The sequence below is a fragment of the Candidatus Accumulibacter sp. ACC003 genome, from assembly GCF_907163085.1.
In the GTDB taxonomy this organism is placed as follows: Bacteria; Pseudomonadota; Gammaproteobacteria; order Burkholderiales; family Rhodocyclaceae; genus Accumulibacter.
Genome location: NZ_CAJQTX010000006.1, coordinates 401,858 through 428,550 on the forward strand (window position 1 = coordinate 401,858; position 26,693 = coordinate 428,550).

The window sequence follows — 26,693 nt, forward strand, 5'->3', positions numbered from 1 at the left end:
TCGTGGAGAAAGCATGCGCACCATTGGAGCAATCGTTTTTGGCTGGCTGTTGAGCATTTCGGGCGCGCACGCGGCGATTGACCCGGCGCTGCTGACGCCGCTGGCGTCCGCCGGTAACGACGCCAAGATCACCGCCATCACGGCGCTGGTCGACGCGGCGCAACGCGAGGCGCTGCCGGTGCTCAAGGCAATGGCCAAGGGCTCGCTGGCGCTGGCCGGCGAACGCGTGGTGATCGTCGATGGCGAACACGTCATCGACGCGGCGACCAATACCGAGATCATGCCAGCACCCGAGTTGACCGAGTCGATCGGCATCAACAACCGTTTGCGTCGCGAACTGGCGTCGACGCTGGCGTCGCTGCGCCTTTTTTCGAACGATCGCGAAGTACGCTGGGACGCAGCGCAGGAACTGGCGTCGGGAACCGACGCCGAATTGCTGCCCTTGCTTGAAAAGGCGCTGGCCTCCGAGACCGATCCAGAGATCAAGGCGCGCCTGCAGATGGCGCACGCGCAGGGTAGCCTCGCTTCGAGCGACGCGGCCGTTCGTCTCAACGCCGTGCGTGTTCTCGGTGACAGCGGCGACCCCAACATTTGTCAGCTGCTGCAAGCCTTGACCGAAAAGAACGGCGATAGCTGGGTTGAGCCCGATAGCGCCGTGCGCGCGGCCGCCGGTACGTCGATCCGGGCGATCGAGAAACGCCTGGCTTTCGCCGAGAACGTCGGGCGCGCCTTCACCGGCGTTTCGCTGGCGTCGATCCTGCTGCTGGCAGCGCTCGGCCTGGCGATCACCTATGGCGTGATGGGCGTGATCAACATGGCGCACGGCGAGTTACTGATGGTCGGTGCCTACTCGGCGTGGGCGATGCAGGGCGTCTTTCAGGCCTACCTCCCCAATTTGCTCGACTGGTATCTGCTGGCGGCGATCCCGGTCGGTTTTCTTGCCGCGGCGCTGGTTGGCGTGCTGATGGAGCGCGTCGTCATCCGCCACCTCTACGGGCGGCCGCTGGAAACGCTGCTCGCCACCTGGGGAATTTCGCTGTTCCTGATCCAACTGGCACGCACCGTCTTTGGCGCGCAAAACGTCGAAGTCGCCAATCCGGTGTGGATGGCTGGCGGCATCGAAGTGCTGCCGAACCTGCTGCTGCCGTGGAACCGGATCATCATCATCGGCTTCTCGGTCGCCGTGCTGGCCGCCATGTGGGCGATCCTCAATCTCTCGCGGATGGGCATGTTCGTCCGCGCGGTGACGCAGAATCGGCCGATGGCCGGCTGCGTCGGTGTGCCGACCGGCCGCATCGATACCATGGCTTTCGGCCTCGGCGCCGGAATTGCCGGCCTCGGTGGCGTCGCCTTGTCGCAGATCGCCAACGTCGGCCCGGACATGGGGCAGGGCTATATCGTCGATTCGTTCATGGTCGTCGTCCTCGGCGGCGTCGGGCAGCTTGCCGGCGCGGTCTGGGCGGCGCTCGGGCTCGGCGTGCTGACCAAGTTCCTCGAAGGCTGGACGGGCGCCGTGGTCGCCAAGATCGCCGTCCTGGTGATCATCATCATCTTCATTCAGAAGCGTCCGCAGGGCTTGTTCGCCCTCAAGGGCCGCTTCGTCGAATCGTAGCATCCTGACATTGTGACCGGAGCGTCCATGAGTTCTTCGCCTGCCCGCACGCCCTTCATCGTCCGTCTCGGGCGCAGCTTCGACGCGCGCAGCTGGCTGCTGGTCGGGCTGTTCGCCGTCTTCGCGCTGATTGTCGTGCCGGTCCTGCACCTGCTGCTGCCGCCCGAGAGTCCGCTGCATCTGTCGACCTACTTCATCACCCTGACCGGCAAGATCCTCTGCTATGCGATCGTCGCCGTGGCGATGGACCTGATCTGGGGTTACGGAGGCATCCTCTCGCTTGGCCACGGTCTCTTCTTCGCGCTCGGCGGCTACACCTTCGGCATGTATCTGATGCGCGAGATCGGGCGCGACGGCAGCTACCAGAGCGATTTGCCCGATTTCATGGTCTTCCTCGACTGGCAGGAGGTGCCGTGGTTCTGGACCGGCAGCGAGCACTTCGTGTGGGCCGTCCTGCTGGTGCTGATCGTGCCGGCCCTGATCGCTTTCGTCTTCGGCTTTTTCGCTTTCCGCTCACGGATCAAGGGCGTCTATTTCTCGATCATCACGCAGGCGCTGACCTACGCGGCGATGCTGCTCTTCTTCCGCAACGAAACGGGTTTCGGCGGCAACAACGGCTTCACCGACTTCAAGCGCATCCTCGGCTATTCGATCACCGCGCCGGAAACGCGGGTGGTGCTCTTCGGCCTGTCGGCGCTGGCCTTGATCGGCACGCTGCTGCTGGCGCGTTTCCTGGTGACGTCGAAGTTCGGCCGCATCCTGACGGCGATCCGCGACTCTGAATCACGCGTCATGTTCATCGGCTACAACCCGCTGTGGTACAAGCTTTTCGTGTGGACGCTGTCGGCGATGTTGTGCGCCATCGCCGGGGCGCTTTACGTGCCGCAGGTGGGGATCATCAACCCCTCCGAAATGGCCGTAGCCAACTCGATCGAGATCGCCATCTGGGTCGCCGTCGGCGGCCGCGGCACGCTGATCGGCGCGGTCATTGGCGCCTTCATCGTCAACCTCGCCAAGAGCTGGTTCACGGTCAGCTTCCCCGAGTACTGGCTGTTCTTCCTCGGCGCGCTGTTCATCGTCTCGACGCTGTGGTTGCCGCAAGGCGTCGTCGGCCTCTTCCTGCGCTTGCGCAGCAGGAGCAGGCAGGCGACCCGGCCGGCGACCAGTCCGGCGCCGCGAGCGCCACAGCCGACACCCGTCGAGCCACGGCCGGCGCCGCCGCCGGCAGCGAAAGGAGCGCGCGCATGAATACCGGCGATCTGGTGGTCAGCGACAACCCCGACTGGGACAGCGGTAGCGCCGAACTGGGCCACATGCTCAAGCCAGGCCAGCTCGACCTGTCGCACAAGGTTGTCCTATATCTCGAAGACATCACCGTCAGCTTCGACGGCTTCCGGGCGCTGAACAAGTTGTCGCTGGCGATCGACGCCGGCGAGCTGCGCTGCATCATCGGGCCGAACGGCGCCGGCAAGACGACGATGATGGACGTCATCACCGGCAAGACGCGGCCCGACGAGGGAACCGCGTTCTTCGGCCAGACGCTCGACCTGACGCGTCTCTCCGAACCCGAGATTGCGCACGCCGGCATCGGCCGCAAGTTCCAGAAGCCGACGATTTTCGAGAACCACACCGTTTTCGAGAACCTCGAGCTGGCGATGAAAACGGACAAGCGCGTCTGGCGCAGCCTGATGGCGATGCTCGACTCGGCGGCCAGCGACCGCATCGCCGAGACGCTGCAGACGATCCGCCTCGGCGCGCACGCCAAGCGGCTGGCCGGGCTGCTGTCGCACGGCCAGAAACAATGGCTGGAGATCGGCATGCTGTTGATGCAGGAGCCGCGGCTACTGCTGCTCGACGAGCCGGTCGCCGGCATGACCGACGAAGAAACCGAGCGCACCGGCGAACTCTTCCTGTCGCTCGCCGGCCAGCATTCGCTGGTCGTTGTCGAGCACGACATGGCCTTCGTCAAGCAGCTCGGCGGTAAGGTCACCGTCCTGCACGAAGGCAGCGTTCTTGCCGAGGGCGCGCTCGACGAAGTACAAGCCGACGCGCGCGTCATTGAAGTCTACCTGGGGCGCTGAAGCGATGTTGAACGTCAAGAATCTCAACCAGTTCTACGGCGGCAGCCATATCCTGCGCGACCTCAGTTTTACTGCCGAAGCCGGCAAGGTAACGACCATTCTCGGCCGCAACGGCGTCGGCAAATCGACGCTGCTCAAGTCGCTGATGGGCATGGTGCCAACCAGGGGCGGCAGCATCGAGTTCGCCGGTCGCGACCTGGTGCGCAGCGCGTCGCACCAGCGCGTCCGCGCCGGCATCGGCTACGTGCCGCAGGGACGCGAGATCTTTCCGCGCCTGACGGTGCACGAGAACCTGCTGATGGGGCTCGCCAGTCGTCCGGGCGGCACGCCGATTCCCGAGCGCATCTTCGAGATGTTCCCAGTGCTGCGGCAGATGCTGCGGCGGCGCGGCGGCGACCTTTCCGGTGGCCAGCAACAACAGCTGGCGATTGGCCGGGCGCTGGCGATGGGCCCGAAACTGCTGATCCTCGACGAGCCGACCGAAGGTATCCAGCCATCGATCATCAAGGACATCGAGCGCGCCATCCGGGCGCTCGCGCAAAGTGGCGAAATGGCCATTCTGCTCGTCGAACAGTACTATGATTTCGCGCGTTCTCTCGCCGACCAGTACCTGGTGATGGAGCGTGGCGAAATCATCATGCGCGGACGAGGCGAAGACATGGAGAAAGACGGCGTTCTGGCAGCGCTGGCTGTTTGAGCACGGCGCAGCAGCGGGCGCTCGAGGAAGCGGCTCGCCCCGGCTGGCAGGCACGGCTGACGCTCGGCTTCGAGCGCCGTGGCGAGAAGAGCGCGCTGGTGCGCTGCGAGCACTACGGCCCACTGCGCGTCCAGAAAGCGCTGTACCCGGAAGGCCCGGAGGTTTGCCATGCGATCGTGCTGCACCCGCCGGGCGGCATCGCCGGTGGCGACAGCCTGGAGATCACGGTCAGCGCCGCGCCGGCAGCGCATGCGCTCTTGACGACGCCGGGCGCCGGCAAGTGGTATCGTTCGGGCGGTCGGCAGGCGCGGCAGTCGCTGCGCCTGCGGGTCGGCGAGGGCGGCATGGTCGAGTATCTGCCGCAGGAGACGATTGTCTTCGACGGCGCCGAGGCACAGATGCAGACGCAGGTCGAGCTTGCTGCCGGCGCCGTTTTCTGCGGCTGGGAAATTCTCTGCCTCGGACGAACGGCCGCCGGCGAACGCTTCAGTCGCGGCCAGCTCGAGCTGGCGACGCGGATCGAACGCGACGGACGGCCGCTGTGGCTGGAACGTGGTCGGCTGCGCGGTGGCTCATCGTGGTTGGACGCCGCCGCGGGTCTCGCCGGTCGGCCGGTCAGCGCGACCTTGCTGCTCGCCGGCCGGGCGGTCGAGCGCGACTGGCTCGATGCCTGCCGGGCGCTGCCGGTAGCCGATGGCGTGCTGGCGGGAGTGACCGCGCTGCCCGAGGTGCTGGTCGCCCGCTGTCTGGCGCCGGGTAGCGAGGCGGCGCGAGCGTGGTTGACTGAAGTGTGGAAGCAGTTGCGCCCGCTGGCGCTCGGCAGGCTCGCCGTGCCGCCACGGATCTGGAATACCTGAATGGATTGGAAAGCCGTATGGAACTGACGCCGAGAGAAAAAGACAAGCTGCTGCTGTTCACCGCCGCGCTGCTCGCCGAACGACGCCAGGCGCGCGGGCTGAAGCTCAACTACCCGGAGTCGGTGGCGCTGATCAGCATGGCCATCGTCGAAGGCGCGCGCGACGGGCGAACGGTCGCCGAGCTGATGAGTTTCGGCACGACGATCCTGCGCCGCGACGACGTAATGGAAGGCGTTCCCGAGATGATCCACGACATCCAGGTCGAAGCGACCTTCCCGGACGGTACCAAGCTGGTCACCGTTCACCACCCGATCGTCTGAGGAGGCGCCATGATCCCAGGAGAAATGCACGTTCAGCTCGGCGAGATTGAACTCAACGCCGGCCGTGCGACGGTGCAACTGAGCGTCGCCAATACCGGCGACCGGCCGATTCAGGTCGGTTCGCATTATCACTTTGCCGAAACCAATAGCGCGCTGGCTTTCGACCGCGCGGCGGCGCGCGGTTTTCGGCTCGATATCGCCGCCGGTACGGCGGTGCGTTTCGAACCCGGGCAGACGCGTAGCGTGCAGCTGGTGGCGCTGGCCGGCGAGCGCCGCATCTATGGTTTCAACGGCCTGGTGATGGGAGGCCTGGAATGAGCGTCAAGATCTCCCGGCAGGCCTACGCCGAGATGTTCGGGCCGACGCTCGGCGACTGCGTGCGTCTAGCCGACACCGAGTTGTGGATCGAAGTCGAGGACGATTTCACGGTCTACGGCGACGAGGTCAAGTTTGGCGGCGGCAAGGTCATTCGTGACGGCATGGGGCAGGGCCAGCAAGTCGCCGCCAAAGTCGCCGATACGGTGATCACCAACGCGCTGATTGTCGACCACTGGGGAATCGTCAAGGCCGACATCGGCATCAAGGACGGCCGTATCTGCGCCATCGGCAAGGCCGGCAATCCGGACATCCAGCCGTCCGTGACGATCGCCATCGGCGGCAGCACCGAAATCATCGCCGGCGAAGGGATGATCGTCACCGCCGGCGGCATCGACTCGCACATCCATTTCATCTGCCCGCAGCAGATCGACGAAGCGCTGATGTCGGGGATCACGACCATGCTCGGCGGCGGTACCGGCCCGGCGACCGGCACCTTCGCGACGACCTGTACGCCGGGGCCGTGGCATATTCAGCGCATGCTCGAAGCCGCCGACGCGTTTCCGATGAATCTCGGTTTCTACGGCAAGGGCAACGTCTCGCTGCCCGAACCGCTGCGCGAACAGGTGCGCGCCGGCGCCATCGGTCTCAAGCTGCACGAGGACTGGGGGACGACGCCGGCGGCGATCGACAACTGCCTGGCGGTCGCCGACGAGATGGACGTGCAGGTGGCGATTCACACCGACACGCTCAACGAATCGGGTTTCGTCGAAACGACGCTGGCCGCCTTCAAGGGGCGGACGATCCATACCTTCCACACCGAAGGCGCCGGTGGCGGCCACGCACCCGACATCCTGCGGGCGATTTCCGAGAGCAACGTCCTGCCGTCGTCGACCAACCCGACGCGGCCGTACACGGTGAATACCGTCGACGAGCATCTCGACATGCTGATGGTTTGTCACCACCTCGACCCGGCGATCGCCGAAGACGTCGCTTTCGCCGAGAGCCGCATCCGCCGCGAGACGATCGCCGCCGAAGACATCCTGCACGACCTTGGCGCGCTGTCGATGATGTCGTCGGACTCGCAGGCGATGGGTCGCGTCGGCGAAGTGATCATCCGCACCTGGCAGACGGCGCACAAGATGAAGGTGCAGCGCGGCCACTTAGCGGCACCGGCGGCTGGCGGCGACGGCTCGCCAGCGAGCGACAACGACAATTTCCGCGTCAAGCGCTACCTCGCCAAGTACACCATCAACCCGGCGATCACGCACGGCATCGGCCATCTGGTCGGTTCGATCGCCGTAGGCAAGCTCGCTGACCTGGTGCTCTGGAAGCCGGCTTTCTTCGGCGTCAAGCCGTCGCTGATCGTCAAGGGCGGAATGATTGCCGCGGCCGCGATGGGCGACGCCAACGCGTCGATTCCGACGCCGCAACCGGTGCACTATCGGCCGATGTTCGGCGCTTTCGGCAAGGCGCTGCGGACCTCCGTGACCTTCGTTTCGCAGGCCGCGCTGGACAATCCCGCGCTGGCGGCGCTGCAACTGAGCAAGCCACTGTTCGCCGTTCGCGACACCCGCCAGGTGAAGAAGTCGGACATGGTGCACAACGCAGCGACGCCGAAGATCGACGTCGATCCTGAAACCTACGCCGTACGCGCCGATGGCGAGCTGTTGGTCTGCGAGCCGGCAAGCGTTCTGCCGATGGCGCAACGCTATTTCCTTTTCTGAGCCAAGCATGCTTTTTGCCGAATCCTTCGCCGATGCCGAAACCCCCGCCAGCGATCGCCTGGTGTTGCCCTACGAAGTGCGCCGCAAGAGCCGGCAGCGAGTGACGCTGCTCAGCGGCGAGGAGCTGGGCTACGTCCTGCCGTCGGGTACCGTGCTCAAACACGGCGACCGCCTGCTCACCGGCAACGGTCTGGTCGTCGTGGTCGAGGCGGCCTCGGAAGTGTTGCTCGAAGTGCGCACAGACGACAGCTTGCTGCTCGGTCGCGCCGCGTACCACCTCGGCAATCGGCACGTACCCGTACAGCTCGACCAGCGCTTTCTACGCTTTCAGCCGGACCACGTGCTGGCCGAAATGCTGCGCGGCCTCGGCTGCCCGGTCAGCGAGGTCGAAGCACCCTTCGACCCCGAGGGTGGCGCCTACGGTGCACCAGCGCATGGCCATGCTCCGACGCACGACTACCGGCCGCTGCCAGGCGCCGACGTCAACGAAGCGCACCATCCCGGGCACGGCCCGCATCGCTCGCCGGCAAAAATCCACGAGTTCAAGTGAGTCCGGCACTGCCTCGTCTGCTGCAGCTCGCCAGTCCGGCGCTGCCGGTCGGCGCCTACACCTATTCGCAGGGCCTCGAGTGGGTCGTCGAAAGTGGTCTGGTGCACGACCAGCCGAGCGCTCTGGAGTGGATCGCCGCTGTGCTCGAAGACGGTATCGGCTGCTTCGAGGCGCCGCTCACCGCGCAGTTGCAGCGCGCCTGGGCGAATCGGGAGCATGGCGAAATCGAACGTCTCAACGCCGACTTCGTGGCCAGTCGCGAGTCGTCCGAGCTGCGCGCCGAGACGCTGCAGATGGGTTATTCGCTGCGCCGGCTGCTGCACGAGCTGGACGACTTCACCGTGCCGCCGGCTTACGACGCGCTGGCAGAAGTGTCCTTTCCGGTCGGCTGGGCGCTCGCCGCCGCCGTCTGGAAAATCCCGCTGGCCGATTCGCTGACGGCGTATCTGTGGTCGTGGTGCGAAAACCAGGCGATGGCGGCGCTCAAGGCGGTGCCGCTCGGGCAGAGCGCCGGACAGCGCATCCTGCTGGCTCTCGGCAGTCGCCTGCCGCGTGTCGTCGAGCAGGCGCTGGTCCTTCCCGAAGAACGCTGGAGTAACTTCGCTCCCGGCCTGGCGCTGGCGTGCAGCTGCCACGAAACGCAATACACGAGACTCTTCCGCTCATGAAAGAAAGTGACCCCAAGATGACCCCACGTCCTGCGCTGCGTATCGGTATCGGCGGCCCGGTCGGTTCCGGCAAGACCGCGCTCACCCTGGCGCTGTGTCTGGCGCTGCGCGACAAGTACAGCCTCGGCGTGGTGACCAACGACATCTATACCGCCGAAGACGCGAAATTTCTCGTCCAGCACGCGGCCTTGCCACAGGCGCGTATTCTCGGCGTCGAAACCGGCGGCTGCCCGCATACCGCGATTCGCGAGGACGCGTCGATCAACCTCGAAGCGGTGGCTCGCCTGACGACGGCTTTTCCCGACATCGAGATCGTCTTCGTCGAGTCCGGCGGCGACAATCTGGCGGCGACCTTCAGCCCCGAACTCTCCGACCTGACGATCTACGTGATCGACGTCGCCGCTGGCGAAAAGATCCCGCGCAAAGGCGGCCCGGGGATCACCAAATCCGACCTGCTGGTGATCAACAAGACCGATCTGGCGCCAATGGTTGGCGCCTCGCTGCAAGTCATGGATAGCGACAGCCGGCGCATGCGCGGCGAGCGGCCGTTTGTTTTCAGCAACATGAAAACCGGCGACGGGCTGGCCGAGATCATTGCCTTCATCGAGTCGCAGGGCTTGCTGCGCTAGTCCGGCGCGGCGTCTGGATTGCCACGGCGGCTACGCCGCCTGGCAACGACGCGTGCGTGGGTGTAGTGCTGCTGCGTTCTTGTCGCGATTTTCCGCAGAGCGCGACTGAAAGCCGCGTCAAACCCCTGCGCTAGCTATCCCTCCCGCGCACCCCCCGTCATTGCGAGGAGGCGCAGCCGACGCGGCAATCCAGTGCCATCCTCTCACTGCTTTTGAGCCGTATCGACAACGCCAAGCGCCAAATTATCGCCATCGGATCTGGGCGCACCACGAAGCCGCCTTGCAGACCCGCTTCCGCAAGCTGCGGCCGACCCGCCGCGATGCCCGGGTCAGCGCGCTGCCGTTCCAAGAAAACTCTCCACCATCAAAACGCAGGGGCCTGCTTGGCCCCTGTTTCGTTCACCTCTCAGCGTCGCCGCCAAAATTCCTGCGGGCAACCGCCAACAGAACCGTTCTTGGCCTCCCGGCGCGCTTCGGCGGCGATCGACGCCATCGCGAAGGGCGCGGGTTCGCCACTCGTCTCGCCCTCGACCAGGGCTTGACGCAAAGCGCTCACTCTCTGTTCGTGCTCTTCGAGTAGCCGCATTGCGGCGCGCACCACCTCGCTCTTGGACTCGAAGCGTCCGGCATCGATCTGCTGAGCGATAAAGCCTTCGCAGTGTTCACCCAGGGTGACGCTGGTGTTTCTCGGCATGACGACTCCTTTGTTGGCTGATCATGTGTAATTGGATACCAATACACAAGCGTTCGATCAAGCACAACAGCTGCCAGTCATCGCGCCATTCCGGCAGTCGTGCCGATCCCGACGGCAGTTGCAGCAATCTTCCCGGCCACGTGCTTTGCCGCAACGCCTGGCAATCAGCGACCAGGAACCCCTGTGGCGCAAGGCCCGCGCGCGAGTCCCGGTGCGCTGCCATACATCGAGGCCGTGCTTGCCGTCAAATCACCCGAACAAGTTCGCTATAAGCGGACAACACAGCGTTGGCAGTAACCAGGGTGGCCGGCATGGACAATGCCTGGGCGATCAACAAGCGGTCGAATGGATCGTCATGAATGGGCGGGAGCTGCGCGACCTGGCTCGCTTGGCTGGCGGACACGGGGAGTTCGGCGAAGCCTGTTTCGCGAGCTGCAGCGGCAATGTCATCGGGACGGTAGTTGAAGTCGAAGCGTCTCAGTGCGGTCTTGATGGCGATCTCCCAGATGCTGGCCGCGCTGAAATAGACGTCGTTCTCACGCCTGCTCAGGGCTTCGCACAGGTCGCTCGGCAGGCGTTCAACATGATGCAGTGAGCAGATGAGTACGTGCGTATCGAGGAGGATGCGCATTCAGCGTTAAGCCTTGCGCGACCTGGCCGATTTTTCGGGGAAAATTGGCCCCTTGTAAAAGAGGTCGATCAGTTCGTCGGGCAATGGATCGTCGAAGCTTTCCGGCACCTCGAGCTTGCCGGTCAGGATTCCGAGTACCCGCGGTTCCATCGTTGCCGTTGCCAACGGCACCAGGCGGCAAATCGGCTTGCCAGCTTTGGCAATGATGATTTCCTCGCCAGCGGCAGCCTGCTCAACCAAACGAGAAAGTTGGGTCTTTGCGGCATGAATATTGACCATTTGCATGCTCACTTCCTTCAGCCAAGAAACAAGAAACGCACTTAGTCTAGTCGAACTAACGGCGTTTTGGCGACTGTTGTGTGTTCTGGTGGCAGTTCCGTGAGAAGGCGCTTGCGCAGGGCTTGCTTACCGAGCCGGCGACGGATGAAGCCGACGACTGGCCCCGGGCAGTCGGGTAGACTGCGGATAAGCGCCTCGCCACGCGCTAAAAATCCGGCGAGCGTGTGGTGGTTTCCCCTATGGTGTTGGTGGCAGCGTTGCCTGACCGTAGAAGCTTGGCCGTGAGTGGTCTGCGCCGGATGGCACCCACCGTATTCACAACGGCCGTTTCAGTTCGGGGATACCAGGTGCTGGCTCGGAGTAGTGAGCGGCGAAGACTGGGTCTATGTCGTTTCGTGTGGAACGGGCGCTGGTTTTGTCGGTTTGAGGAGGCGGTGATGTCAAGGGTTCGGCTGCGCCCGGACTGCGTCCGCCCTTGACATCACCGCCCCCTCGCTGACGCTTCCTCCGGGCCGAGGAAGGCAGTCTGCTGCCCTCGGCATGGAGGACAATGGCGGCGGGCTTTCCTCTCGCGGTCGCTTCCTCATGATTGAAACGCTGTTCACCCAGGCTCTGGGCCTCGTTGCTCCTTGGCAGGTAGAAGAAGTCATCTTCAAGCCAGAGTCGGGACGGATCGATTTCCAGGTCCGGTTTGGCGCCGCCATTCATGCTTGCCCGGCTTGCGGTGCGGCGGCGCAGCCGCTCCACGACCGCCTGGCGCGCTCGTGGCGCCATCTGGATTTTTTCCAGTTCGAAGCGCACCTGCATGCCGAGGTGCCGCGAGTGGCCTGTGCCGGTTGCGGCAAGGTGACGCAGATCGCCGTACCGTGGGCGCGTGAAGGCAGTCGCTTCACCCTGCTGTTCGAGGCTTTGACGCTGATGCTGGCGCCGACCATGCCGGTCCTGGCGGCCGGCCGACTGCTGCGCGTGCGCAGTCGCAGACTGTGGCGCGTGATCAATCATCATGTCAGCCAAGCGCGTGTGCCGAATTCGCCACAATCGCCGTCCTGCAGCCGCTGACCATCGTGACCGTTGCTCCTGCCCGGCTGCGGGCCCCGAATCCCGGATTGGCGCGTTGGCCTTCCTCCACCGCTTTGGCGCGCTGCTCAATCCGCCTGAGCGCTTCCACCGGCTCGTCATCGAGAGTGTCTTCGAGGCGGACGCCTGGGGAGTGGCGACGTTTCACGAAAGCCGTGCCTCCGACCAGAAGTTGCTCGACGAAGCCCACGCCAAGGTCCGCCGCCGTCTGCTGAGCGGGTTGCCCCGACGCGGTGTGCTCGAGCCGGAAGAGGCCGAGGCGATGGTGAACTCGGAGCCCGGTGGCGGCTTCTCGCTCGACGCCAGCGTGCGCATCGAAGGCTCTGACCGGCAAGGCCTGTGATGTCTGCTGTGGTATTGCGCCCGCCCGCCCTTCGCGCTCGAGCGCTAACGTGAAATCGACGCCGAACACCTGATCTCTTAGAGCATAAAGCCGGGTTCCGGCGGCAGCGTCGCCCCATGCTCACGCCGCTCGAACTGATCGAGCGTCTGGCGGCGCTGATTCCGCCGCCGCGTCGACATCGGCATCCTTACTTCGGGGTGCTGGCGGCCAACGCGCCGCTGCGGGGGCAGGTCACTGCGCTCGCCGGCGTGCCAGACAGTACGCCGGCGGCAGCCGCGACCGAGTCAATCGTTGTGACCGCTGCGCCAAGCATGACGCCAAGCCGGTCGTCCGAGGGGACATTGATCGGCCACTGGTGACCGGCGTCGTCTACAACGGCAGCCACCGCCGGCCGCCCTTCAGTGGGGCTGGTATGGGCCAACGCCTGACGCCGAAACACCTTGCAAACGTCGCTCAAGTAATCGCCTTTCAGTGCCGTTAGCCTCTCATAGAAGTGGCGTTATTGGACGCTGAAGGAGATTGCCATGATAATTGCCAGTGCCGAACTACGACTGGGCGCCAGCCACAGCAAAACACAGCAACATGAAATTCATGAATCATCACGCGCCTGGGTCGGCAATCGGCCCGATTCAGAAGGCAGCCAGCGCGGACGCGCGCCGGGCACCGGCCCCGTACAGATCTCTGAAGCCGGAAGAATGGCGCAGTCCAGCGAAGCCACAGCCGTCCGGGAGGGCATCGATGCGGCTGCGAACGACCCGAAGATGAGCCTCATCCGCGCCATGATCGCCATGCTGACCGGCCATGAAGTCAAAGTCTTTGACGCCAGCGAACTGCAAGGGACAGGCTCGGTGCCTACCGTAGCGGATCCCGGCCAATCGTCGCAATCGACTGAAGCCGCGCCACCTCAGCAACAGCCATCCGGCTATGGCATCGAATATGACCGCCACGAGTCTTACAGCGAAAGCGAGCAGACCAGCTTTGCAGCGACGGGGGTGGTGCGCACGGCGGATGGTAAAGAAATCAGTTTCAGCCTTTCACTGTCGATGGCCCGCAGCTACCACGAGGAATCCGATGTCAGCATCCGCCTGGGCGACGCACGCCAGCAGAAGGACCCGTTGGTTATCAACTTCGACGGCAACGCAGCGCAACTGACTAGCCAACGCTTCAAGTTCGACCTCAACTCGGATGGCAAAACCGAAGACATCAACTTCGTCGCCGGTGGCAGTGGTTTTCTTGCTCTTGACCGAAATGGCGACGGCAAGATCAACAATGGATCAGAGCTGTTCGGGGCAAAAACAGGGGACGGTTTTGCCGAGCTATCCAAACTCGACGCCGATCAGAACGGCTGGATCGACGAAAACGATGCCGCCTACGCGCAGTTACGCGTGTGGACCAAGGACAGCACCGGCAACGACCAGCTGTCGACGCTCAAACAGGCCAATGTCGGGGCAATAAGCCTGGCCAGCGTTGAAACATCATTTGACCTGAAGGACAACAACAACGCTCTGCAAGGCCAGATCAGATCCAGTGGAATCTATTTGCAAGAGGACGGCAGGGTCCGGACCGTGCAGCAGATCGACTTGACCGTATAGAAATCAAGGCGGCGCCAGTTTCAGATCGACACCGCAGCTCCTGCCTTTTTGCAGCGGCTTGACTCAGCTTGGCCGGTGCCTTGTTGGCGCCGCGCAAACGAGCGATCACCGTGGCAATCAATGTCTTGTAAAAAAACACTCCAGCACCGCATCCGAGCTGAGGTCGAGTGCGGCACTTGATGGCAATCTCCCAGATGCTGGCCGCGCTGAAATAGTCGTCGTTCTCACGCTTGCTTAGGGCTTTGCACAGATCGCTCGGCAGGCGTTCAACCTGATGCAGTGACCAGATCAGCACATGCGTATCGCGGAGGATGCGCATTCAGCGTTCACCCTTGCGCGATCTGGCTGATTCTTCGGGGAAAATTGGCCCCTTGTAGAAGAGGTCGATCAGTTCGTCGGGCAATGGACCAGCGAAGCTATCCCGCACATTGAGCTTGCCGGTCAGGATTCCGAGTACCCGCGGTTCCATCGTTGCCGTTGCCAACGGCACCAGGCGGCAAATCGGCTTGCCAGCTTTGGCAATGATGATTTCCTCGCCAGCGGCAGCCTGCTCAACCAAACGAGAAAGTTGGGTCTTTGCGGCATGAATATTGCCCGTTTGCATGCTCGCTTCCTTCAGCCAAGAAACAAGAAACGTACTTAGTCTAGTCGAACGGCGTTTTGGCGACTGTGGTGTATTCCGGTGGGTGCTTCCGTGAGAAGGCGCTTGAGCAAGGCTTGATTGCGGCGCAGCCGGCGTCCGCGCGGGCGGCTCCGCCAGCAAGCCGCATGGCCTCCGAAGGTCACCGCGCAAGCATCCTTGATCACGTTTCCCCGGCGTCAGGCCGTCATTGCGAACGGAGTGAAGCAATCCAGGGCTTTGCAGCGGCGGCGTCAGCGCGGTCGTCGGAGGGGGCTACTGGACTGCCGCGTCGCTACGCTCCTCGCAGTGACGGTGCTCAACGGTATGTGGGGGAGCGTTGGCCAGGCGGTTTTGCGAAAGCTCGACGTTGGCGATGGAAGCTTCCATCGTCGACATGGAAGCGTCTATCGCTGGCATGAATCGTTTCATGTTTTTCATGGAATGATCGATCGTCGGCATGGAGCCTTGTACCTCCGGCATCGATCGATTCGCCCACCGCACTGGCCGTACGCTCCGCTGTTTCCCCCGCCCGCCAGCGGCGGGGATAGGCTCACAGAATGAAGCTACGAAAAACAAGGCCGCAGCCGACGAGAAGCTCGCCGGAAACTGGGGGCGGCTGGCTCGACAATGCGCAAGATCACCGTGCTGACCCCGAATGTGTAACGGCTTCGCTGAGGCACGGGTCCAGCCATTTTGCTCCTTAGCAGCTGACGCGCTTTCGGCGGACAGCAATCAGTCCGGCCAAGCCAAGGCCGAAGATGGCGATGCTGCCTGGCTCCGGCACGGCGAGGGCGTTGAGATTCGCTACCGTGAGGCTCTCCCAGTTCTGGTCATTCAAACGGAAGCGCCCCCCTTGCCCACCGTTGCAGCATCCTTCCGCCCAGAATGCCTGCAGGACGTAGCTGCCTTGTGCCAGCGGTCCGCTGTTGGCGATCAGCAGTTCCGAAGTATTAGTCCAGTCGCCGCCCCACCACAAGTCACTTGTCTTTTGGTTCTTCAGGATGCCGTCCAGATAGACTTCGCCGCCATAGCCGGCGTCGGGTGCGAGTTGGAAGGACACGGTGTCGCCAGCGTGCGCGGCAGAGACGGTAAACCCTACCGTCAGTCTGTCGTAGCCGTTGTTGCTGCCGACAGATCCGTTGAAATCACTCAGCGACTGCGACGCAATGGGCGTGGACTGCGCCGCCCAGCCGGCCAGGTAAGTGGGCAAGGGAAAGCTATAGTTGTCTATGGACCGAACGTCATAGGTGATGCTGGCCGCTCGCGCATTTGCTGCACCAAGGGTGAGCGAAGCGAGAACGAGGGTGACGACAGCGATGCGTTTCATAAGGTGTCCAGATCCAAAGAAGAGTTTCGATGCGCTCAGAATAGCGGGGACGAACGGCAGTCGCCGTGAAGCAGTTCACGAAGAAGCCAAAGCAATTTTCCCGCGCTATCCCGGACTGGTAGTCGCGGCACGACGCAACAACGCACTTGTGCCGACGCCAGATTTGGGCGGAACGGCGCAGCAGCTAACAGGCGGCAGGTGCGCGATCTGACTCGCCTGACTGGCGGACACCGGGAGTTCGGCGAAGCTTGTTTCGCGAGTTGCTGCGGCTATGTCATCGGGACGGAAGTTGAAGTCGAAGCGCCTTGGCGCGGTCTTGATGGCGATCTCGAAGATGCTGGCCGCGCTGAAACAGACGTCGTTCTCAGGCCTGCTCAGGGCTTCGCACAGGTCGCTCGGCAGGTGTTCAACTTGATACAGTGACCAGATCACAGCACATGCGTATCGAGGAGGGCGTACTTTCAGCGTTCACCTTTGCGCGACCTAGCCGATTCTTCGGGAAAAATTGGCCCCTCGTAGAAGAGGTCGATCAGTTCGTCGGGCAATGGATCGTCGAAGCTCCCCGGCACATCAAGCTTGCCGGTCAGGATTCCGAGTACCCGCGGTTCCATCGTTGCCGTTGCCAACGGCACCAGGCGGCAAATCGGCTTGCCAGCTTTGGCAATGATGATTTCCTCGCCGGCGGCAGCCTCCTCGACCAAACGAGAAAGCTGGGCCTTGGCGGCATGAATGTTGACCGTTCGCATGCGTATGTCCTCCAGGCAAGAAACCAACTTAGTCTGGTTGAAGCAATGGCGTTGTGGCGACTGTCGTGTATTCCGGTGGGCGGTTACGTGGGCTGCGGGTGACCCGCCGCGACGTCCGGGTCAGCGGCCCGCCGCTCTAACGAAACTCCACACTATCAAGAGTCAGCGGGCGTGCGTGACCCCTGTTACGTTCACATCTCACCGCTCAGGTCGCTGCCAAATTTCTGCGGATCTACGCAACCGCCAATACTCTTCGGCCATGCGCATGCGGCGACATGCTAAGCTGCCGCGATCAAGGGGACATGGCTGTCACAGGCACGGTAACCCCGTAAGAACCAGTCGAACTCAAGGTCCGTGGATAACTTAAAGCCGCTTTTCAGGATGGCAGCGCTTGCTGGGGTCGGTGTGGCTGTGCGCCTGCACATCAGACGCGGTGACGACGTCAACGCCGTTGACGAGCGGGGGCGTACGCCACTCATGCTGGCAGCCTCGCGGGGCCACCTAGCCATTTGCCAGTTACTTCTCGATGCCGGTGCTGATCCGAGGGCCGTCGATGCAGAGATGAGCGATGCGCTTACGATGGCCAGAAACGCTGGTTTTCAGAAGGTCATTTCACTTCTCCAAGGGCATATTGTTGCCATGCAGCCGTTGAGTGGCGACCCACAAAAAAACGTTGCCATCACGTCGCTTCCAACCTTGACCGTTAACACGGATTCCGAGGATTTCGATCTCTCTGAATGGGTCGAGGAGACGGACACTCCACCCTCACCGCCTGACCACGAATATCTATTACGTGCCGCCGCGGTCCAGCACCAGATCGCGAGACATATTCCTAAGGATGTGGACGAAGACTGGTCAGAAATTGATCTTGACCTACCAAGCGCTCAAGAAACGCGCAGGCGCAGGAACGATCTTGATGACGATGCTTGTGCCGCGGTCAGGAAGTTGTTTCTTCTAGGGTTGCAAGAGGGGGGTATATCCGCAGACTGGGTCGTTGACGCCACCCTAAAGGAGAATGACGAGCCCGATGATGAACTTGTGAGGCACATATTTCTTGTATTGGGTGACCTTGGTGCTGTCGTTTCTGAAGGAGAGTGGGGGTGGTCTATCGACGATATCCCAATCCGCCCTGCAGAAGAACTGGAGGATATGTCGAACAAGGCCCTCTTGACACTAAACAATTTCCTTCGCAATGACAGTGACCCGGAGCGCTTATATGTGCGCGAGATGTATCAAATTGCTCGGCTCACACCTGAAGGCGAGGTCGAGACCGCCAAGCGAATCGAGGACGGACAAAAGCAAATAATTCAGGCCATCTCGGCGTGTCCGACGACAATCGCCGAAGTCCTAAATTGCGCCGACAAGATAGCTCGTGAGGAAGTGCGCATCGAGGAATTGATAGATGGGCTGATCTGTCACGATGGCGAGAGCGCCTTGGAGGAAGCGGGGGAGGGCGACGAAGACGACAACAGCGACGTGGCTGAAGGCGCAGGGGCAGCGGTCGCCCTGCTCAAGCTCAAGATCGAAGGACTCGAGCGCCTTGAGCTGATTCGTACCCGCCACAGCAAGGCGCAGGTGCTGTTGGCCAAAAAGGGCTTTCAGGACAAGGCCTATCTCCGGCTACAGGAACAGATCTCAGACGAGATGATGTGCATTCGTTTCACCTCGAAGACCATCAAAGGCCTGTGCGATACAGTGCGCGCCATGGTTGACGAAGTGCGCACCTGTGAGCGGCGGATCCAGAGAATCTGCGTTGACACGGTGCGCATGCCGCGCACGCACTTCATCAAGGTTTTCCCTGGCAACGAACTCAACCTCGACTGGGTGGAAAACCAAATCGCCACGGCAGGCAAGACCTACGCTGCGAGCCTTACGCGCAATGCCCCGAACATCACCGAGGAGCAACGGAAGCTGCTTGCCCTGCAGGACCGTATCGGCATCCCGCTGAAGGAACTGAAAGACATCAACAAGCAGATGTCTACCGGCGAAGCCAAGGCACGCCGCGCTAAACGAGAAATGACCGAGGCCAATCTGCGCCTAGTGATCTCGATCGCCAAAAAGTACGCCAACCGTGGCCTGCAGTTCCTAGATCTCATCCAGGAAGGGAATATCGGCCTGATGAAGGCTGTCGACAAGTTTGAATACCGCCGCGGCTACAGATTCTCGACCTACGCTACTTGGTGGATTCGGCAGGCCATCACCCGTTCGATTGCTGATCAGGCGCGGACGATCCGCATCCCGGTACACATGATCGAAACGATCAACAAGATGAACCATATCTCCCGGCAAATCCTCCAGGAGACCGGTCTCGAAGCGGATCCGGCGACGCTGGCCAAGAAGATGGAGATGCCGGAAGAGAAGATCCGCAAGATCCTGAAGATCAGCAAGGAGCCGATTTCGATGGAAACGCCGATCGGCGACGACGACTTGTGCCTTGGAGATGCCGTCGAGGATAAGTCCGGCGCAGGCCCTTTCTCGCTCGATATCTACCGCAGCCTCCAGTATGTCGTGCGGGATGTTCTGGGCAGCTTGCCGCCACGTGAAGCCAAGGTGCTACGGCTGCGCTTCGGCATCGAGATGTATACCGACCATACATTGGACGAAATTGGTAAGCAATTCGATGTTACTCGAGAGCGCATTCGCCAAATCGAGGCTAAGGGCCTGCGAAGACTTCGTCATCCGTCACGTGCCGAAAGGCTGCGTCACTTCCTGGACTGACTGATGAAAACCCCATATCGAACGCGACACGCGCCCCCCAAGGCTAGTTGCATGATCGAAGCCTTGCGCGGACTCGGCTACTCCACGGCAACTGCGCTAGCCGATGTTATCGATAACAGTATTGCCGCGCGCGCGGACAGGGTAGATGTCCAGTTAAAGTGGAACGGGACGTCAAGCGTAATCACCGTGTTGGACAACGGTGAAGGCATGAACGCGCGCGATTTGGATCTCGCCATGCGTTTGGGTGAAAAAAACCCTTCCGACGAGCGGGCTGCCAATGATCTTGGTCGCTTTGGACTGGGGTTGAAGACAGCCTCGTTTTCTCAATGCCGTCGCCTGACGGTTGCCAGTCGGCAGGGGAGCGTTACCGACTGCCTGCAATGGGACCTTGATGTTTTGGCAGCCAGTGCTGACGGCGGGTGGCACCTGATTGAGGGCCCGGCAGACGGCTCTGAGGAGTTAATTTCACCACTGCTCTCACGCGATCAAGGAACCTTGGTACTTTGGGAAAAGCTCGACCGGATCGTCACGGCCGGCTTCTGCGAACAGAATTTCCTTGATCTCATTGACGGTGTGGAACGGCACCTTGGGATGGTTTTTCACCGCTATCTTTCCGGACCGGGAATGTGCTTGCGCCTACATATCAACGGGTGCCCTATCGTGGCTTGGGATCCCTTTTTAGCAGCACACGCGGCGACATGGTCGTCACCCGTCGAACGTGTTTCTGGCGGATGTGGGGTTGTGGAAATGCAAGCTTACGTGCTTCCTCACAAGGATCGCCTAAATACCCGCGAGAGCGACTTGACAGCCGGTCTTGACGGGTGGACTGCACAGCAGGGATTCTATGTTTATCGTAATCAACGTCTTTTGGTCGCGGGAAGCTGGCTCGGTCTGGGGCGTGCGCGTCCGTGGACTAAAGAGGAGGCGTATCGGCTTGCCCGAATTCGACTGGATATCCCGAATACATCGGATGCTGAATGGAAATTGGACATCCGCAAATCTAGGGCAAGGCCGCCAGTATATCTCCGGGAAAGACTCACGAGGCTTGCCGAAGACGCTCGCGAGCGAGCCCGTAGGGTTTTTGCACACAGAGGACAGGTTAATCGAGTGGCAAGCCACCAACCACTCTTGCAGGCTTGGCGTGCCGAGCATTTCAGGGGAGGTATGCGATACCGAATCGATCCAGATCATCCAGCGATCAGTGCAGTACTTGACGATGCGGGGACCATGGAAGGTGATATTCGGGCCATGCTTCGTGTAATCGAGGAAACGATTCCGGTGCAGCGAATCTGGCTCGATACAAGTGAAGCACGTGAAACCCCACGTACCGGTTTTGCCGACGAGCCAGTCGAAGGAGTTGCCGTTGTCCTCCGTGTCCTGTTCAGGAACATGATCAAGCGCAAAGGCCTCTCGTCGAAGATGGCTCGCGAGCGACTGGCATGTACGGAGCCATTCAATAACTACCCCGGACTGGTGGCAGCCCTGCCAGATGATATCGACACACTGGAATGACCTGAGATGGCAGCAACTGCAGAGGAAAACCGCCGGAGAGTTGTCAAGTTCGTTCAAGAACTTCTGCTTGCAGAGGACGACAGATCCGCAGTGACACCGACTCTCATCGCCGAGAAAATTGACTTGGTAGTAGTAATGCAACCGAAGTGGGGAGAGGGCCTCGACCGTGGGCTGGTGATCGAAGAACTGATCAGGCGCTTTAGCATCTGGATCGGTCAAGACGCCACCTTGAAAAACAACGAGGGCCACCAACCGTGGCTAAACGCAACGAGAAAGCGCGAATGGCGCTACTGGCAGCGCTATCGAGAATTTCTTGAGCGGGAGATCTCTTGGAAAGCGGTCGAGGGCCTAGATGCGGCAACCGATGCTATCCTCGGAATGCTTGAGGATCCTGCCCGCAACGGTTCTTGGGACAGACGAGGATTGGTGGTGGGGCACGTGCAATCAGGCAAGACTGGTAACTACACGGGGCTGATCTGCAAAGCTGCAGACGCGGGCTACAAGATCATCGTCGTGCTTGCTGGGCTTCACAACAACCTGCGTTCGCAGACTCAGATGAGACTCGATGAGGGATTTCTCGGATACGAGACTAAGCCAGTTGCAGAGGACATCAGAGTCATCGGTGTCGGGGAGATCGACGGTGACCCGGCCATCAGGCCGAACTTCGTGACAAATCGTTCAGAGAGCGGTGATTTCAGCACTGCCGCGGCAATGAACCTCGGTATCACGCCGGAGCAGAGGCCATTGCTGTTTGTTGTCAAGAAGAACAAGACGGTCTTGGAGCACCTCTACCGCTGGATACGCAATCACGTAGCTAACCTACAGGATCCGAAGACGGGACGAAAAATCGTCACACATCTCCCCTTACTACTTATCGATGACGAGGCAGACCATGCTTCGGTCGACACCGGCGAGCAAATCTTCGACTCCGATGGCAAGCCTGATGACGAGCATCAACCCACAGCGATAAACAGCTGTGTTCGTAAAATCTTGCACTCGTTTGCAAGGGTTGGTTATGTAGGCTATACGGCCACACCGTTTGCCAATATATTTATTCACGAACGGGGCGAAACAATCGAAGAAGGTCCAGACCTTTTCCCAGCCGCCTTTATTGTCAACCTCGCTGCTCCATCGAACTACGTGGGTCCCGCCAAGGTGTTTGGACTTGCCTCCTCGGAGGGGCGGATCGGTGGGTTGCCACTCCTGCGCGACATTGTGGATCATGTGTCGCCCGAGGGTGGAGGGTGGATGCCGCAGAAACACAGAAACGGCCACCACCCCCTCCATCAAGGGCATGACACCCTTCCCCCGTCTCTTGCGGAGGCAGTCGACTCGTTCCTTCTTGCGTGCGCCGCACGTCGTGTCCGTGGGCAAGGTGACGCCCACTCCTCGATGCTTGTGCATGTGACTCGGTTTAATTCGGTGCAAAGCGCAGTCTATCGGCAAGTCGCGGAACATGTGCGCTACCTAAGCCAGAGACTCCGCAGAAAGATCGACGACGGCCCCATTCTCTTGCGTCTCAAGGGGTTGTGGGACGACGATTTCTGCCATACGGCGCAGGCTGTCCCCGACTCACCCGGTTTGCCGAACTGGGATGAAGTGGAAGCAGAGCTGGCTGATGCCGCCGCTGATATCTCGGTGCGAATGATCAATGGTATGGCCAAAGATGCGCTCGATTATGTTGAAAATTCTGGGAAGGGCCTCAAGGTGATTGCCATCGGCGGCGACAAGCTCGCTCGTGGTTTGACGCTTGAGGGGCTATGCGTGAGCTATTTCCTGCGTGCGTCAAAGATGTACGACACGCTGATGCAGATGGGCCGATGGTTTGGGTATCGCCCAGGCTACTTGGATCTTTGCCGTCTCTACACAACTCCAGAACTCTCCAACTGGTTCTGTCACATCGCCGACGCGGCTGAGGAACTGAGGGAAGAGTTCGACCTCATGGCCGCAAGCGGCGCAACACCCAGAGAATATGGCCTCAAGGTGCAGTCGCATTCCGTTCTGATGGTGACGTCGCGTCTCAAGATGCGTACCGCGAAAAACCTCATGCTCTCATTCAGTGGGCAGCTTCTAGAAACAGTATCCCTCCGCAGGAGTCGCCACGACATCTCAAATAACCTTGAGGCAGCGCAAAGACTACTCAGGGCCCTTGGCAAACCAGACGAGATGGATCCAATAAGGATGATGGACGGAAAAGTCGACAAGTGGACGGGGTTCCTCTGGTCGGATGCAAGCGCATCGGCGATCTCGGACTTCTTCGCCGGCTACTCAACGCACCCGGCCGCTCTGAAGGTAAATAGCGCGATGCTGGCGGAATTTATCGAATCAATGGCACGTATGGGCGAGCTAACCCGCTGGACTGTAGCGCTCGCGCGCAGTGGTTTGGGAGATGAGATCGAGCTGGTTCCCGGCGTGTGTCTCAGCATGAGCAAGCGCAGGGGCGAGAAGAAGTTCGACGATCGCTACGCGATAGGCCGGCTGCTGGACCCACGTGACGAAGCGGTAGACCTTGACGAAGCCCAGTGGAACGCGGCCCTTGCGGCGACACGGGCAGCACGAAAGACCGATCCGGCGAGGTCCTCGGACACGATGACCCCTGAGATTCCTAACGGTCCAGCAATTCGGAAGATTCGTGGCTTTGGGGCCAGTGGTATACCAGCGCGGCCGGACCGGGGCTTGCTTATCCTCTATGCGCTGGACCCGGCCAAAGCAGAGATTGATTTCCCGGAGGACACGCCACCCGTGATCGCTTTTGGCGTGAGTTTCCCAGGCAGCAATTCGGGGCTCAAGGTCGAATACAAGGTCAACAACGTGCTGTGGGAGCAGGAATATGGTCCTGCAGACTGAACGGGACGAACTTCTTGCCGCCTGGAGTGCCCTCTCCGGCGATGCCGGGAGCAATGGATGGCGCACCATCAGAGTTGCCTGCGGAGCGCCCTGCCCACTCTTCGCTGGACGTCGATTTCCGGGAAACGAGGAGGCGCTTCTGGTGGGGTTTGAGTCGGCGCGTGTTCCGCGCTCCGAGGAGCTTCCGCAGGGGAAGGGTTTCCTCGTCACACGAACAGATTTCGGCGGCTGCATCCCGGGTCTCACTTGGATCGCACTGATACGGCAAAGTCAGGGCCGACTGGATTTTTTTGCTTCGATGGCAGTCGACGTCGTTGCGATCTTGGCGGCAATGAAAGACCAGAATCGCGAGACGGTGGTCGATGCGTTCGTAGCCAGAATACGAGCGTGGCAGGAATTCATGCTCAGGGGTGATGACGGCCTGCTTCGCGCGGAGGCGGAATTGGGACTGTTTGGCGAGATAGAAATGCTGCTGGCGATATCTAGTGCTGGGCTCTGGCCGTCGTCGGCCGTCGATGCATGGCAAGGACCATTAGGCGGTATCCGGGATTTTTCTCTTGGTGCCGGTGCTATCGAGGTCAAGAGCACTTTGTCGCACGCTGGTTTTCCTGCGAAGGTAGGTTCCTTGGATCAACTTGACGATTCCGTGGTGCAACCGATCTTTCTTGCGGGTGTCAGGCTCACCCTGTCCTCTGCTGGGCGGACTCTTCCCGAACTGGTCATGCGTCTACGCGCCACTCTTGGCGCCGACGGCGCGGTTTTGGCAGCGATTGACAGCAGACTAATTCATGCTGGGTTCGTTCACCAGGTGGCCTCAAGCTATACACGACGTTTCTCCGTCGTCGGAATCAAGTTGTTATTGGTGGCCGGTAGTTTCCCGAGACTTACACAAGGCAACGTTCCGCCGGAAATCAGGGCGGCGCGCTACGACCTTGATCTCGATCTCGTCCACGGATGGGACACGACTATCGAGGGCGCACTCGAACGGCTTGGAGTGATTTAAAATGGAACTAGAAGAATTTCTTCGCCAGACGCAAGCCGAAGTGCTGGCCGAGATAGGAGAGAGGCTTGGCGCGGCAGGCGAGGCTTATCCCTATCCGGAGTCGGTTTTCGCCGAGATTGTAATGCAGCATATGTTCGAGATAGGGATGACGTTTGAACCAGTAGTGTGTCACTACGCTGCTAGGGTAGACAATGCCAATTTGCGGTTGAGTGGATTTGCTATATCCGATGATGCCGAACAGCTTGATCTTTTTGTTAGTCTTTATGACCAAGTTGGCAGTCTGACGCCGGTGGCAGACACAGACACCAAGAGAGCCGCACAACAATGTCTGCATTTTCTAGCTAAATGCGCTGATGGCAGGCTGGCCAATACAATGGACGAATCCAACGATGCATACCTTCTCGCCGTAACCGTCCATGGTTGTTACGCTAAGCTGGACCAGATAAGGATCTACGTTTTAACCGATAGACAGGCTAGGGCCAAGAATTTCAAAGCACGGGAGATAGCTGGAAAAACAGTGAAGCTCGAGGTCATGGACATCGAGCGTCTTCACAGACACTGGTCAGCGGGAAAGCCACGCGACGAACTGGTTGTGAATTTCGAGGAAATGGAATACGGGCCTCTGCCTTGCGTGTATGTTCCTGGCGAGATGGCTGACTACGACTATGCCTTGACCGCTATTCCAGCAGAAGCGCTGCGCTTGGTCTATGAGAAATATGGCGCACGACTACTCGAAGCCAATGTTCGGTCGTTTCTCAGCGCCGCCGGCAAGGTTAACAGGGGGATCCGTGACACCCTGCGGGATAACCCAGAGCGCTTCATGGCGTACAACAACGGCATCGTTGTTGTAGCCGATGAAATTGTTCTTGGCAAAACCGCTGATGGCGGCCCCGGCATTCTCTGGCTAAAAGGTATGCAAATCGTCAACGGCGGCCAGACAACCGCTTCTATATATTTTTCCAAGAAACGAACTCCGGAGATAGATTTACGATACGTGAGGGTGCCGGCCAAAATTATAGTCCTGCGGGCATGCAATACCGAGAGCGAGGAAACACTTGTCTGCGATATTTCTCGGTACGCAAATACGCAAAACTCGGTGCGGCAGTCCGACCTGTCAGCAAACAAGCCCTTCCACGTCGAGGTCGACAAACTCGCATCAACGACGTACTGCCCCGATGGCGTTGGGCGCTGGTTCTACGAACGTGCTACAGGTAGCTACAACACCATGCTTGCCCGTGAGGGGACGACGCCGGCACGTCTAAGGCGTCTCAAGGAAGTGGTGATACCCCCGTCAAGGAAGATCATCAAGACGGATCTGGCGAAGTACATCAGCGCATGGGATCAGAAACCCGATCGAGTCAGTCTTGGCGCACAGAAGAACTTCGAGCGCTTCATGGAGGAGTACAGGGAGCAGGAAGGACAAGCGCCGGCTCCACTGCCCGACGTTGCCGCCTACAAGACTATGATCGCCAAGGCTATTCTTTTCAAGAAGACCCACGCCTTGGTGCGGCCCATGTTTCCGGCTTTTCAGGGAAACGTTGTTGTATATCTGATTTCTCTCTTTGCGGAGCGCCTTGGCAACAGGATGGATTTTGACAAAATATGGATTCTTCAAGACATCTCCCCCAGTCTTCGACGGCATCTCAGGACTTGGGCGACAGAAGTTCATAGCGTGTTGCAGAACTCCGCGGACGGGCGAATGATTTCAGAGTGGGCCAAGAAGCCGGAGTGTTGGGTGGCTGTGCGATCCGCTTTATATTCAGGCGTACCCGACGACATCCCAGAGTTGGTTCGGTATCGATGATCGATGCGCAAGAGGAGATTAGATCGGTGCGCGTAGGCAATC

General features: G+C 60.7%; 26 protein-coding genes and 2 pseudogenes. 20 read left to right on the forward strand and 8 right to left on the reverse strand.

The genetic code is table 11. The features are described 5' to 3' along the window. Nucleotides 1–13 precede the first annotated feature (13 nt). The 11 genes from urtB to ureG are packed head-to-tail and all read left to right on the forward strand — an operon-like array spanning nt 14 to nt 9,456. Nucleotides 14–1,612 carry an urea ABC transporter permease subunit UrtB gene (gene urtB / locus QZ656_RS15090; protein WP_291994150.1) on the forward strand — a complete coding sequence of 533 codons (1,599 nt, stop codon included), beginning with the start codon at nt 14–16 and terminating at the stop codon, nt 1,610–1,612. A 27-nt stretch (nt 1,613–1,639) separates the two neighbouring features. After that, complete coding sequence (gene urtC / locus QZ656_RS15095; protein WP_291994151.1) at nt 1,640–2,860, forward strand: urea ABC transporter permease subunit UrtC; 1,221 nt, start codon at nt 1,640–1,642, stop codon at nt 2,858–2,860. Further along, nucleotides 2,857–3,693, forward strand: a complete 837-nt coding sequence (gene urtD, locus QZ656_RS15100; RefSeq protein WP_291994152.1) for an urea ABC transporter ATP-binding protein UrtD — start codon at nt 2,857–2,859, stop codon at nt 3,691–3,693. The genes urtC and urtD overlap by 4 nt, the downstream gene beginning before the upstream one ends. A 4-nt stretch (nt 3,694–3,697) precedes the next feature. Beyond that, nucleotides 3,698–4,390 (forward strand): urea ABC transporter ATP-binding subunit UrtE, encoded by a 693-nt coding sequence (gene urtE / locus QZ656_RS15105; protein ID WP_291994153.1) that lies wholly within the window; start codon nt 3,698–3,700, stop codon nt 4,388–4,390. Continuing rightward, nucleotides 4,387–5,247, forward strand: a complete 861-nt coding sequence (locus QZ656_RS15110) for an urease accessory protein UreD (RefSeq protein WP_291994154.1) — start codon at nt 4,387–4,389, stop codon at nt 5,245–5,247. The genes urtE and QZ656_RS15110 overlap by 4 nt, the downstream gene beginning before the upstream one ends. A 17-nt stretch (nt 5,248–5,264) precedes the next feature. Then, nucleotides 5,265–5,567 carry an urease subunit gamma gene (locus QZ656_RS15115; protein WP_291994155.1) on the forward strand — a complete coding sequence of 101 codons (303 nt, stop codon included), beginning with the start codon at nt 5,265–5,267 and terminating at the stop codon, nt 5,565–5,567. Between the two features lie 9 nt (nt 5,568–5,576). Beyond that, nucleotides 5,577–5,885 (forward strand): urease subunit beta, encoded by a 309-nt coding sequence (locus tag QZ656_RS15120; protein ID WP_291994156.1) that lies wholly within the window; start codon nt 5,577–5,579, stop codon nt 5,883–5,885. Continuing rightward, nucleotides 5,882–7,609, forward strand: a complete 1,728-nt coding sequence (gene ureC / locus QZ656_RS15125; RefSeq protein WP_291994157.1) for an urease subunit alpha — start codon at nt 5,882–5,884, stop codon at nt 7,607–7,609. Before QZ656_RS15120 ends, ureC begins: the two co-directional genes overlap by 4 nt. A gap of 7 nt (nt 7,610–7,616) precedes the next feature. Beyond that, nucleotides 7,617–8,159: an urease accessory protein UreE gene (ureE, locus tag QZ656_RS15130; RefSeq protein ID WP_291994158.1), complete on the forward strand. Its 543-nt coding sequence runs from the start codon at nt 7,617–7,619 to the stop codon at nt 8,157–8,159. Continuing rightward, complete coding sequence (locus QZ656_RS15135; protein ID WP_291994159.1) at nt 8,156–8,827, forward strand: urease accessory protein UreF; 672 nt, start codon at nt 8,156–8,158, stop codon at nt 8,825–8,827. Before ureE ends, QZ656_RS15135 begins: the two co-directional genes overlap by 4 nt. A gap of 17 nt (nt 8,828–8,844) precedes the next feature. Continuing rightward, complete coding sequence (ureG, locus tag QZ656_RS15140) at nt 8,845–9,456, forward strand: urease accessory protein UreG (protein WP_291994160.1); 612 nt, start codon at nt 8,845–8,847, stop codon at nt 9,454–9,456. A 406-nt stretch (nt 9,457–9,862) separates the two neighbouring features. Here the strand turns inward: ureG and QZ656_RS15145 are convergent, their stop codons facing one another. The 3 genes from QZ656_RS15145 to QZ656_RS15155 all read right to left on the reverse strand — a co-directional run bounded on the left by QZ656_RS15145 (nt 9,863) and on the right by QZ656_RS15155 (nt 11,066). After that, complete coding sequence (locus QZ656_RS15145) at nt 9,863–10,150, reverse strand: type II toxin-antitoxin system ParD family antitoxin (protein ID WP_291994161.1); 288 nt, start codon at nt 10,148–10,150, stop codon at nt 9,863–9,865. A 244-nt stretch (nt 10,151–10,394) separates the two neighbouring features. Next, complete coding sequence (locus tag QZ656_RS15150; RefSeq protein ID WP_291994162.1) at nt 10,395–10,781, reverse strand: type II toxin-antitoxin system VapC family toxin; 387 nt, start codon at nt 10,779–10,781, stop codon at nt 10,395–10,397. Between the two features lie 6 nt (nt 10,782–10,787). Continuing rightward, the gene (locus QZ656_RS15155; protein WP_291994163.1) at nt 10,788–11,066 is read right to left on the reverse strand and encodes a type II toxin-antitoxin system prevent-host-death family antitoxin; all 279 of its coding nucleotides are present in this window, start codon (nt 11,064–11,066) and stop codon (nt 10,788–10,790) included. Between the two features lie 579 nt (nt 11,067–11,645). Here QZ656_RS15155 and QZ656_RS15160 point away from each other — a divergent pair. The 4 genes and pseudogenes from QZ656_RS15160 to QZ656_RS15175 all read left to right on the forward strand — a co-directional run. Further along, nucleotides 11,646–12,080: pseudogene (locus QZ656_RS15160) on the forward strand (transposase family protein); the annotation flags it as partial. Between the two features lie 94 nt (nt 12,081–12,174). Continuing rightward, the gene (locus QZ656_RS15165) at nt 12,175–12,480 is read left to right on the forward strand and encodes a transposase (RefSeq protein WP_291994164.1); all 306 of its coding nucleotides are present in this window, start codon (nt 12,175–12,177) and stop codon (nt 12,478–12,480) included. Between the two features lie 110 nt (nt 12,481–12,590). Next, a pseudogene (locus tag QZ656_RS15170) lies at nt 12,591–12,839 on the forward strand (transposase); the annotation flags it as partial. Nucleotides 12,840–13,004: 165 nt separating this feature from the next. Then, a complete protein-coding gene (locus tag QZ656_RS15175; protein ID WP_291994165.1) occupies nt 13,005–14,072 on the forward strand; it encodes a VCBS repeat-containing protein in 1,068 nt (355 codons plus the stop codon). A gap of 319 nt (nt 14,073–14,391) precedes the next feature. On the opposite strand, the gene QZ656_RS15180 is transcribed toward QZ656_RS15175, so the two are convergent. The 5 genes from QZ656_RS15180 to QZ656_RS15200 all read right to left on the reverse strand — a co-directional run bounded on the left by QZ656_RS15180 (nt 14,392) and on the right by QZ656_RS15200 (nt 16,767). Further along, nucleotides 14,392–14,676, reverse strand: coding sequence for a type II toxin-antitoxin system prevent-host-death family antitoxin (locus tag QZ656_RS15180; protein ID WP_291994166.1), 285 nt, complete (start codon nt 14,674–14,676; stop codon nt 14,392–14,394). A 291-nt stretch (nt 14,677–14,967) separates the two neighbouring features. Beyond that, nucleotides 14,968–15,153 carry a hypothetical protein gene (locus QZ656_RS15185; protein WP_291994167.1) on the reverse strand — a complete coding sequence of 62 codons (186 nt, stop codon included), beginning with the start codon at nt 15,151–15,153 and terminating at the stop codon, nt 14,968–14,970. A 241-nt stretch (nt 15,154–15,394) separates the two neighbouring features. Continuing rightward, entirely contained in the window at nt 15,395–16,021 is a 627-nt protein-coding gene (locus QZ656_RS15190) for a CCXG family PEP-CTERM protein (protein WP_291994168.1), read from the reverse strand. A gap of 105 nt (nt 16,022–16,126) precedes the next feature. Then, on the reverse strand, nt 16,127–16,453 hold the full coding sequence (locus QZ656_RS15195; protein WP_291994169.1) for a hypothetical protein: 327 nt from the start codon (nt 16,451–16,453) through the stop codon (nt 16,127–16,129). A 29-nt stretch (nt 16,454–16,482) separates the two neighbouring features. Further along, nucleotides 16,483–16,767 (reverse strand): type II toxin-antitoxin system prevent-host-death family antitoxin, encoded by a 285-nt coding sequence (locus QZ656_RS15200; protein WP_291994170.1) that lies wholly within the window; start codon nt 16,765–16,767, stop codon nt 16,483–16,485. A 354-nt stretch (nt 16,768–17,121) separates the two neighbouring features. Here QZ656_RS15200 and rpoD point away from each other — a divergent pair, with 354 nt between their 5' ends. From rpoD to QZ656_RS15225, 5 genes are read left to right on the forward strand one after another with little or no spacing between them, the layout of a single operon-like run. Next, the gene (gene rpoD / locus QZ656_RS15205) at nt 17,122–19,485 is read left to right on the forward strand and encodes an RNA polymerase sigma factor RpoD (RefSeq protein ID WP_291994171.1); all 2,364 of its coding nucleotides are present in this window, start codon (nt 17,122–17,124) and stop codon (nt 19,483–19,485) included. Nucleotides 19,486–19,536: 51 nt separating this feature from the next. Then, nucleotides 19,537–20,997: an ATP-binding protein gene (locus QZ656_RS15210; protein ID WP_291994172.1), complete on the forward strand. Its 1,461-nt coding sequence runs from the start codon at nt 19,537–19,539 to the stop codon at nt 20,995–20,997. A 6-nt stretch (nt 20,998–21,003) separates the two neighbouring features. Continuing rightward, nucleotides 21,004–23,844, forward strand: coding sequence for a Z1 domain-containing protein (locus QZ656_RS15215; protein WP_291994173.1), 2,841 nt, complete (start codon nt 21,004–21,006; stop codon nt 23,842–23,844). After that, nucleotides 23,828–24,847, forward strand: a complete 1,020-nt coding sequence (locus QZ656_RS15220; protein ID WP_291994174.1) for a PD-(D/E)XK motif protein — start codon at nt 23,828–23,830, stop codon at nt 24,845–24,847. Before QZ656_RS15215 ends, QZ656_RS15220 begins: the two co-directional genes overlap by 17 nt. 1 nt (nt 24,848) lies before the next feature. Continuing rightward, nucleotides 24,849–26,651 (forward strand): AIPR family protein, encoded by a 1,803-nt coding sequence (locus QZ656_RS15225; RefSeq protein ID WP_291994175.1) that lies wholly within the window; start codon nt 24,849–24,851, stop codon nt 26,649–26,651. Nucleotides 26,652–26,693 lie beyond the last annotated feature (42 nt).

What these genes read in the sequence shown, in the direction of transcription:
- urtB (WP_291994150.1), top strand. Translation starts at nt 14, where the DNA reads ATGCGCACCATTGGAGCAATCGTTTTTGGCTGGCTGTTGAGCATTTCG.
- urtC (WP_291994151.1), top strand. Translation starts at nt 1,640, where the DNA reads ATGAGTTCTTCGCCTGCCCGCACGCCCTTCATCGTCCGTCTCGGGCGC.
- urtD (WP_291994152.1), top strand. Translation starts at nt 2,857, where the DNA reads ATGAATACCGGCGATCTGGTGGTCAGCGACAACCCCGACTGGGACAGC.
- urtE (WP_291994153.1), top strand. Translation starts at nt 3,698, where the DNA reads ATGTTGAACGTCAAGAATCTCAACCAGTTCTACGGCGGCAGCCATATC.
- QZ656_RS15115 (WP_291994155.1), top strand. Translation starts at nt 5,265, where the DNA reads ATGGAACTGACGCCGAGAGAAAAAGACAAGCTGCTGCTGTTCACCGCC.
- QZ656_RS15120 (WP_291994156.1), top strand. Translation starts at nt 5,577, where the DNA reads ATGATCCCAGGAGAAATGCACGTTCAGCTCGGCGAGATTGAACTCAAC.
- ureC (WP_291994157.1), top strand. Translation starts at nt 5,882, where the DNA reads ATGAGCGTCAAGATCTCCCGGCAGGCCTACGCCGAGATGTTCGGGCCG.
- ureE (WP_291994158.1), top strand. Translation starts at nt 7,617, where the DNA reads ATGCTTTTTGCCGAATCCTTCGCCGATGCCGAAACCCCCGCCAGCGAT.
- ureG (WP_291994160.1), top strand. Translation starts at nt 8,845, where the DNA reads ATGACCCCACGTCCTGCGCTGCGTATCGGTATCGGCGGCCCGGTCGGT.
- QZ656_RS15145 (WP_291994161.1), bottom strand. Translation starts at nt 10,150, where the DNA reads ATGCCGAGAAACACCAGCGTCACCCTGGGTGAACACTGCGAAGGCTTT.
- QZ656_RS15150 (WP_291994162.1), bottom strand. Translation starts at nt 10,781, where the DNA reads ATGCGCATCCTCCTCGATACGCACGTACTCATCTGCTCACTGCATCAT.
- QZ656_RS15155 (WP_291994163.1), bottom strand. Translation starts at nt 11,066, where the DNA reads ATGCAAATGGTCAATATTCATGCCGCAAAGACCCAACTTTCTCGTTTG.
- QZ656_RS15175 (WP_291994165.1), top strand. Translation starts at nt 13,005, where the DNA reads ATGATAATTGCCAGTGCCGAACTACGACTGGGCGCCAGCCACAGCAAA.
- QZ656_RS15180 (WP_291994166.1), bottom strand. Translation starts at nt 14,676, where the DNA reads ATGCAAACGGGCAATATTCATGCCGCAAAGACCCAACTTTCTCGTTTG.
- QZ656_RS15185 (WP_291994167.1), bottom strand. Translation starts at nt 15,153, where the DNA reads ATGCCGACGATCGATCATTCCATGAAAAACATGAAACGATTCATGCCA.
- QZ656_RS15190 (WP_291994168.1), bottom strand. Translation starts at nt 16,021, where the DNA reads ATGAAACGCATCGCTGTCGTCACCCTCGTTCTCGCTTCGCTCACCCTT.
- QZ656_RS15200 (WP_291994170.1), bottom strand. Translation starts at nt 16,767, where the DNA reads ATGCGAACGGTCAACATTCATGCCGCCAAGGCCCAGCTTTCTCGTTTG.
- QZ656_RS15210 (WP_291994172.1), top strand. Translation starts at nt 19,537, where the DNA reads ATGATCGAAGCCTTGCGCGGACTCGGCTACTCCACGGCAACTGCGCTA.
- QZ656_RS15215 (WP_291994173.1), top strand. Translation starts at nt 21,004, where the DNA reads ATGGCAGCAACTGCAGAGGAAAACCGCCGGAGAGTTGTCAAGTTCGTT.
- QZ656_RS15220 (WP_291994174.1), top strand. Translation starts at nt 23,828, where the DNA reads ATGGTCCTGCAGACTGAACGGGACGAACTTCTTGCCGCCTGGAGTGCC.
- QZ656_RS15225 (WP_291994175.1), top strand. Translation starts at nt 24,849, where the DNA reads ATGGAACTAGAAGAATTTCTTCGCCAGACGCAAGCCGAAGTGCTGGCC.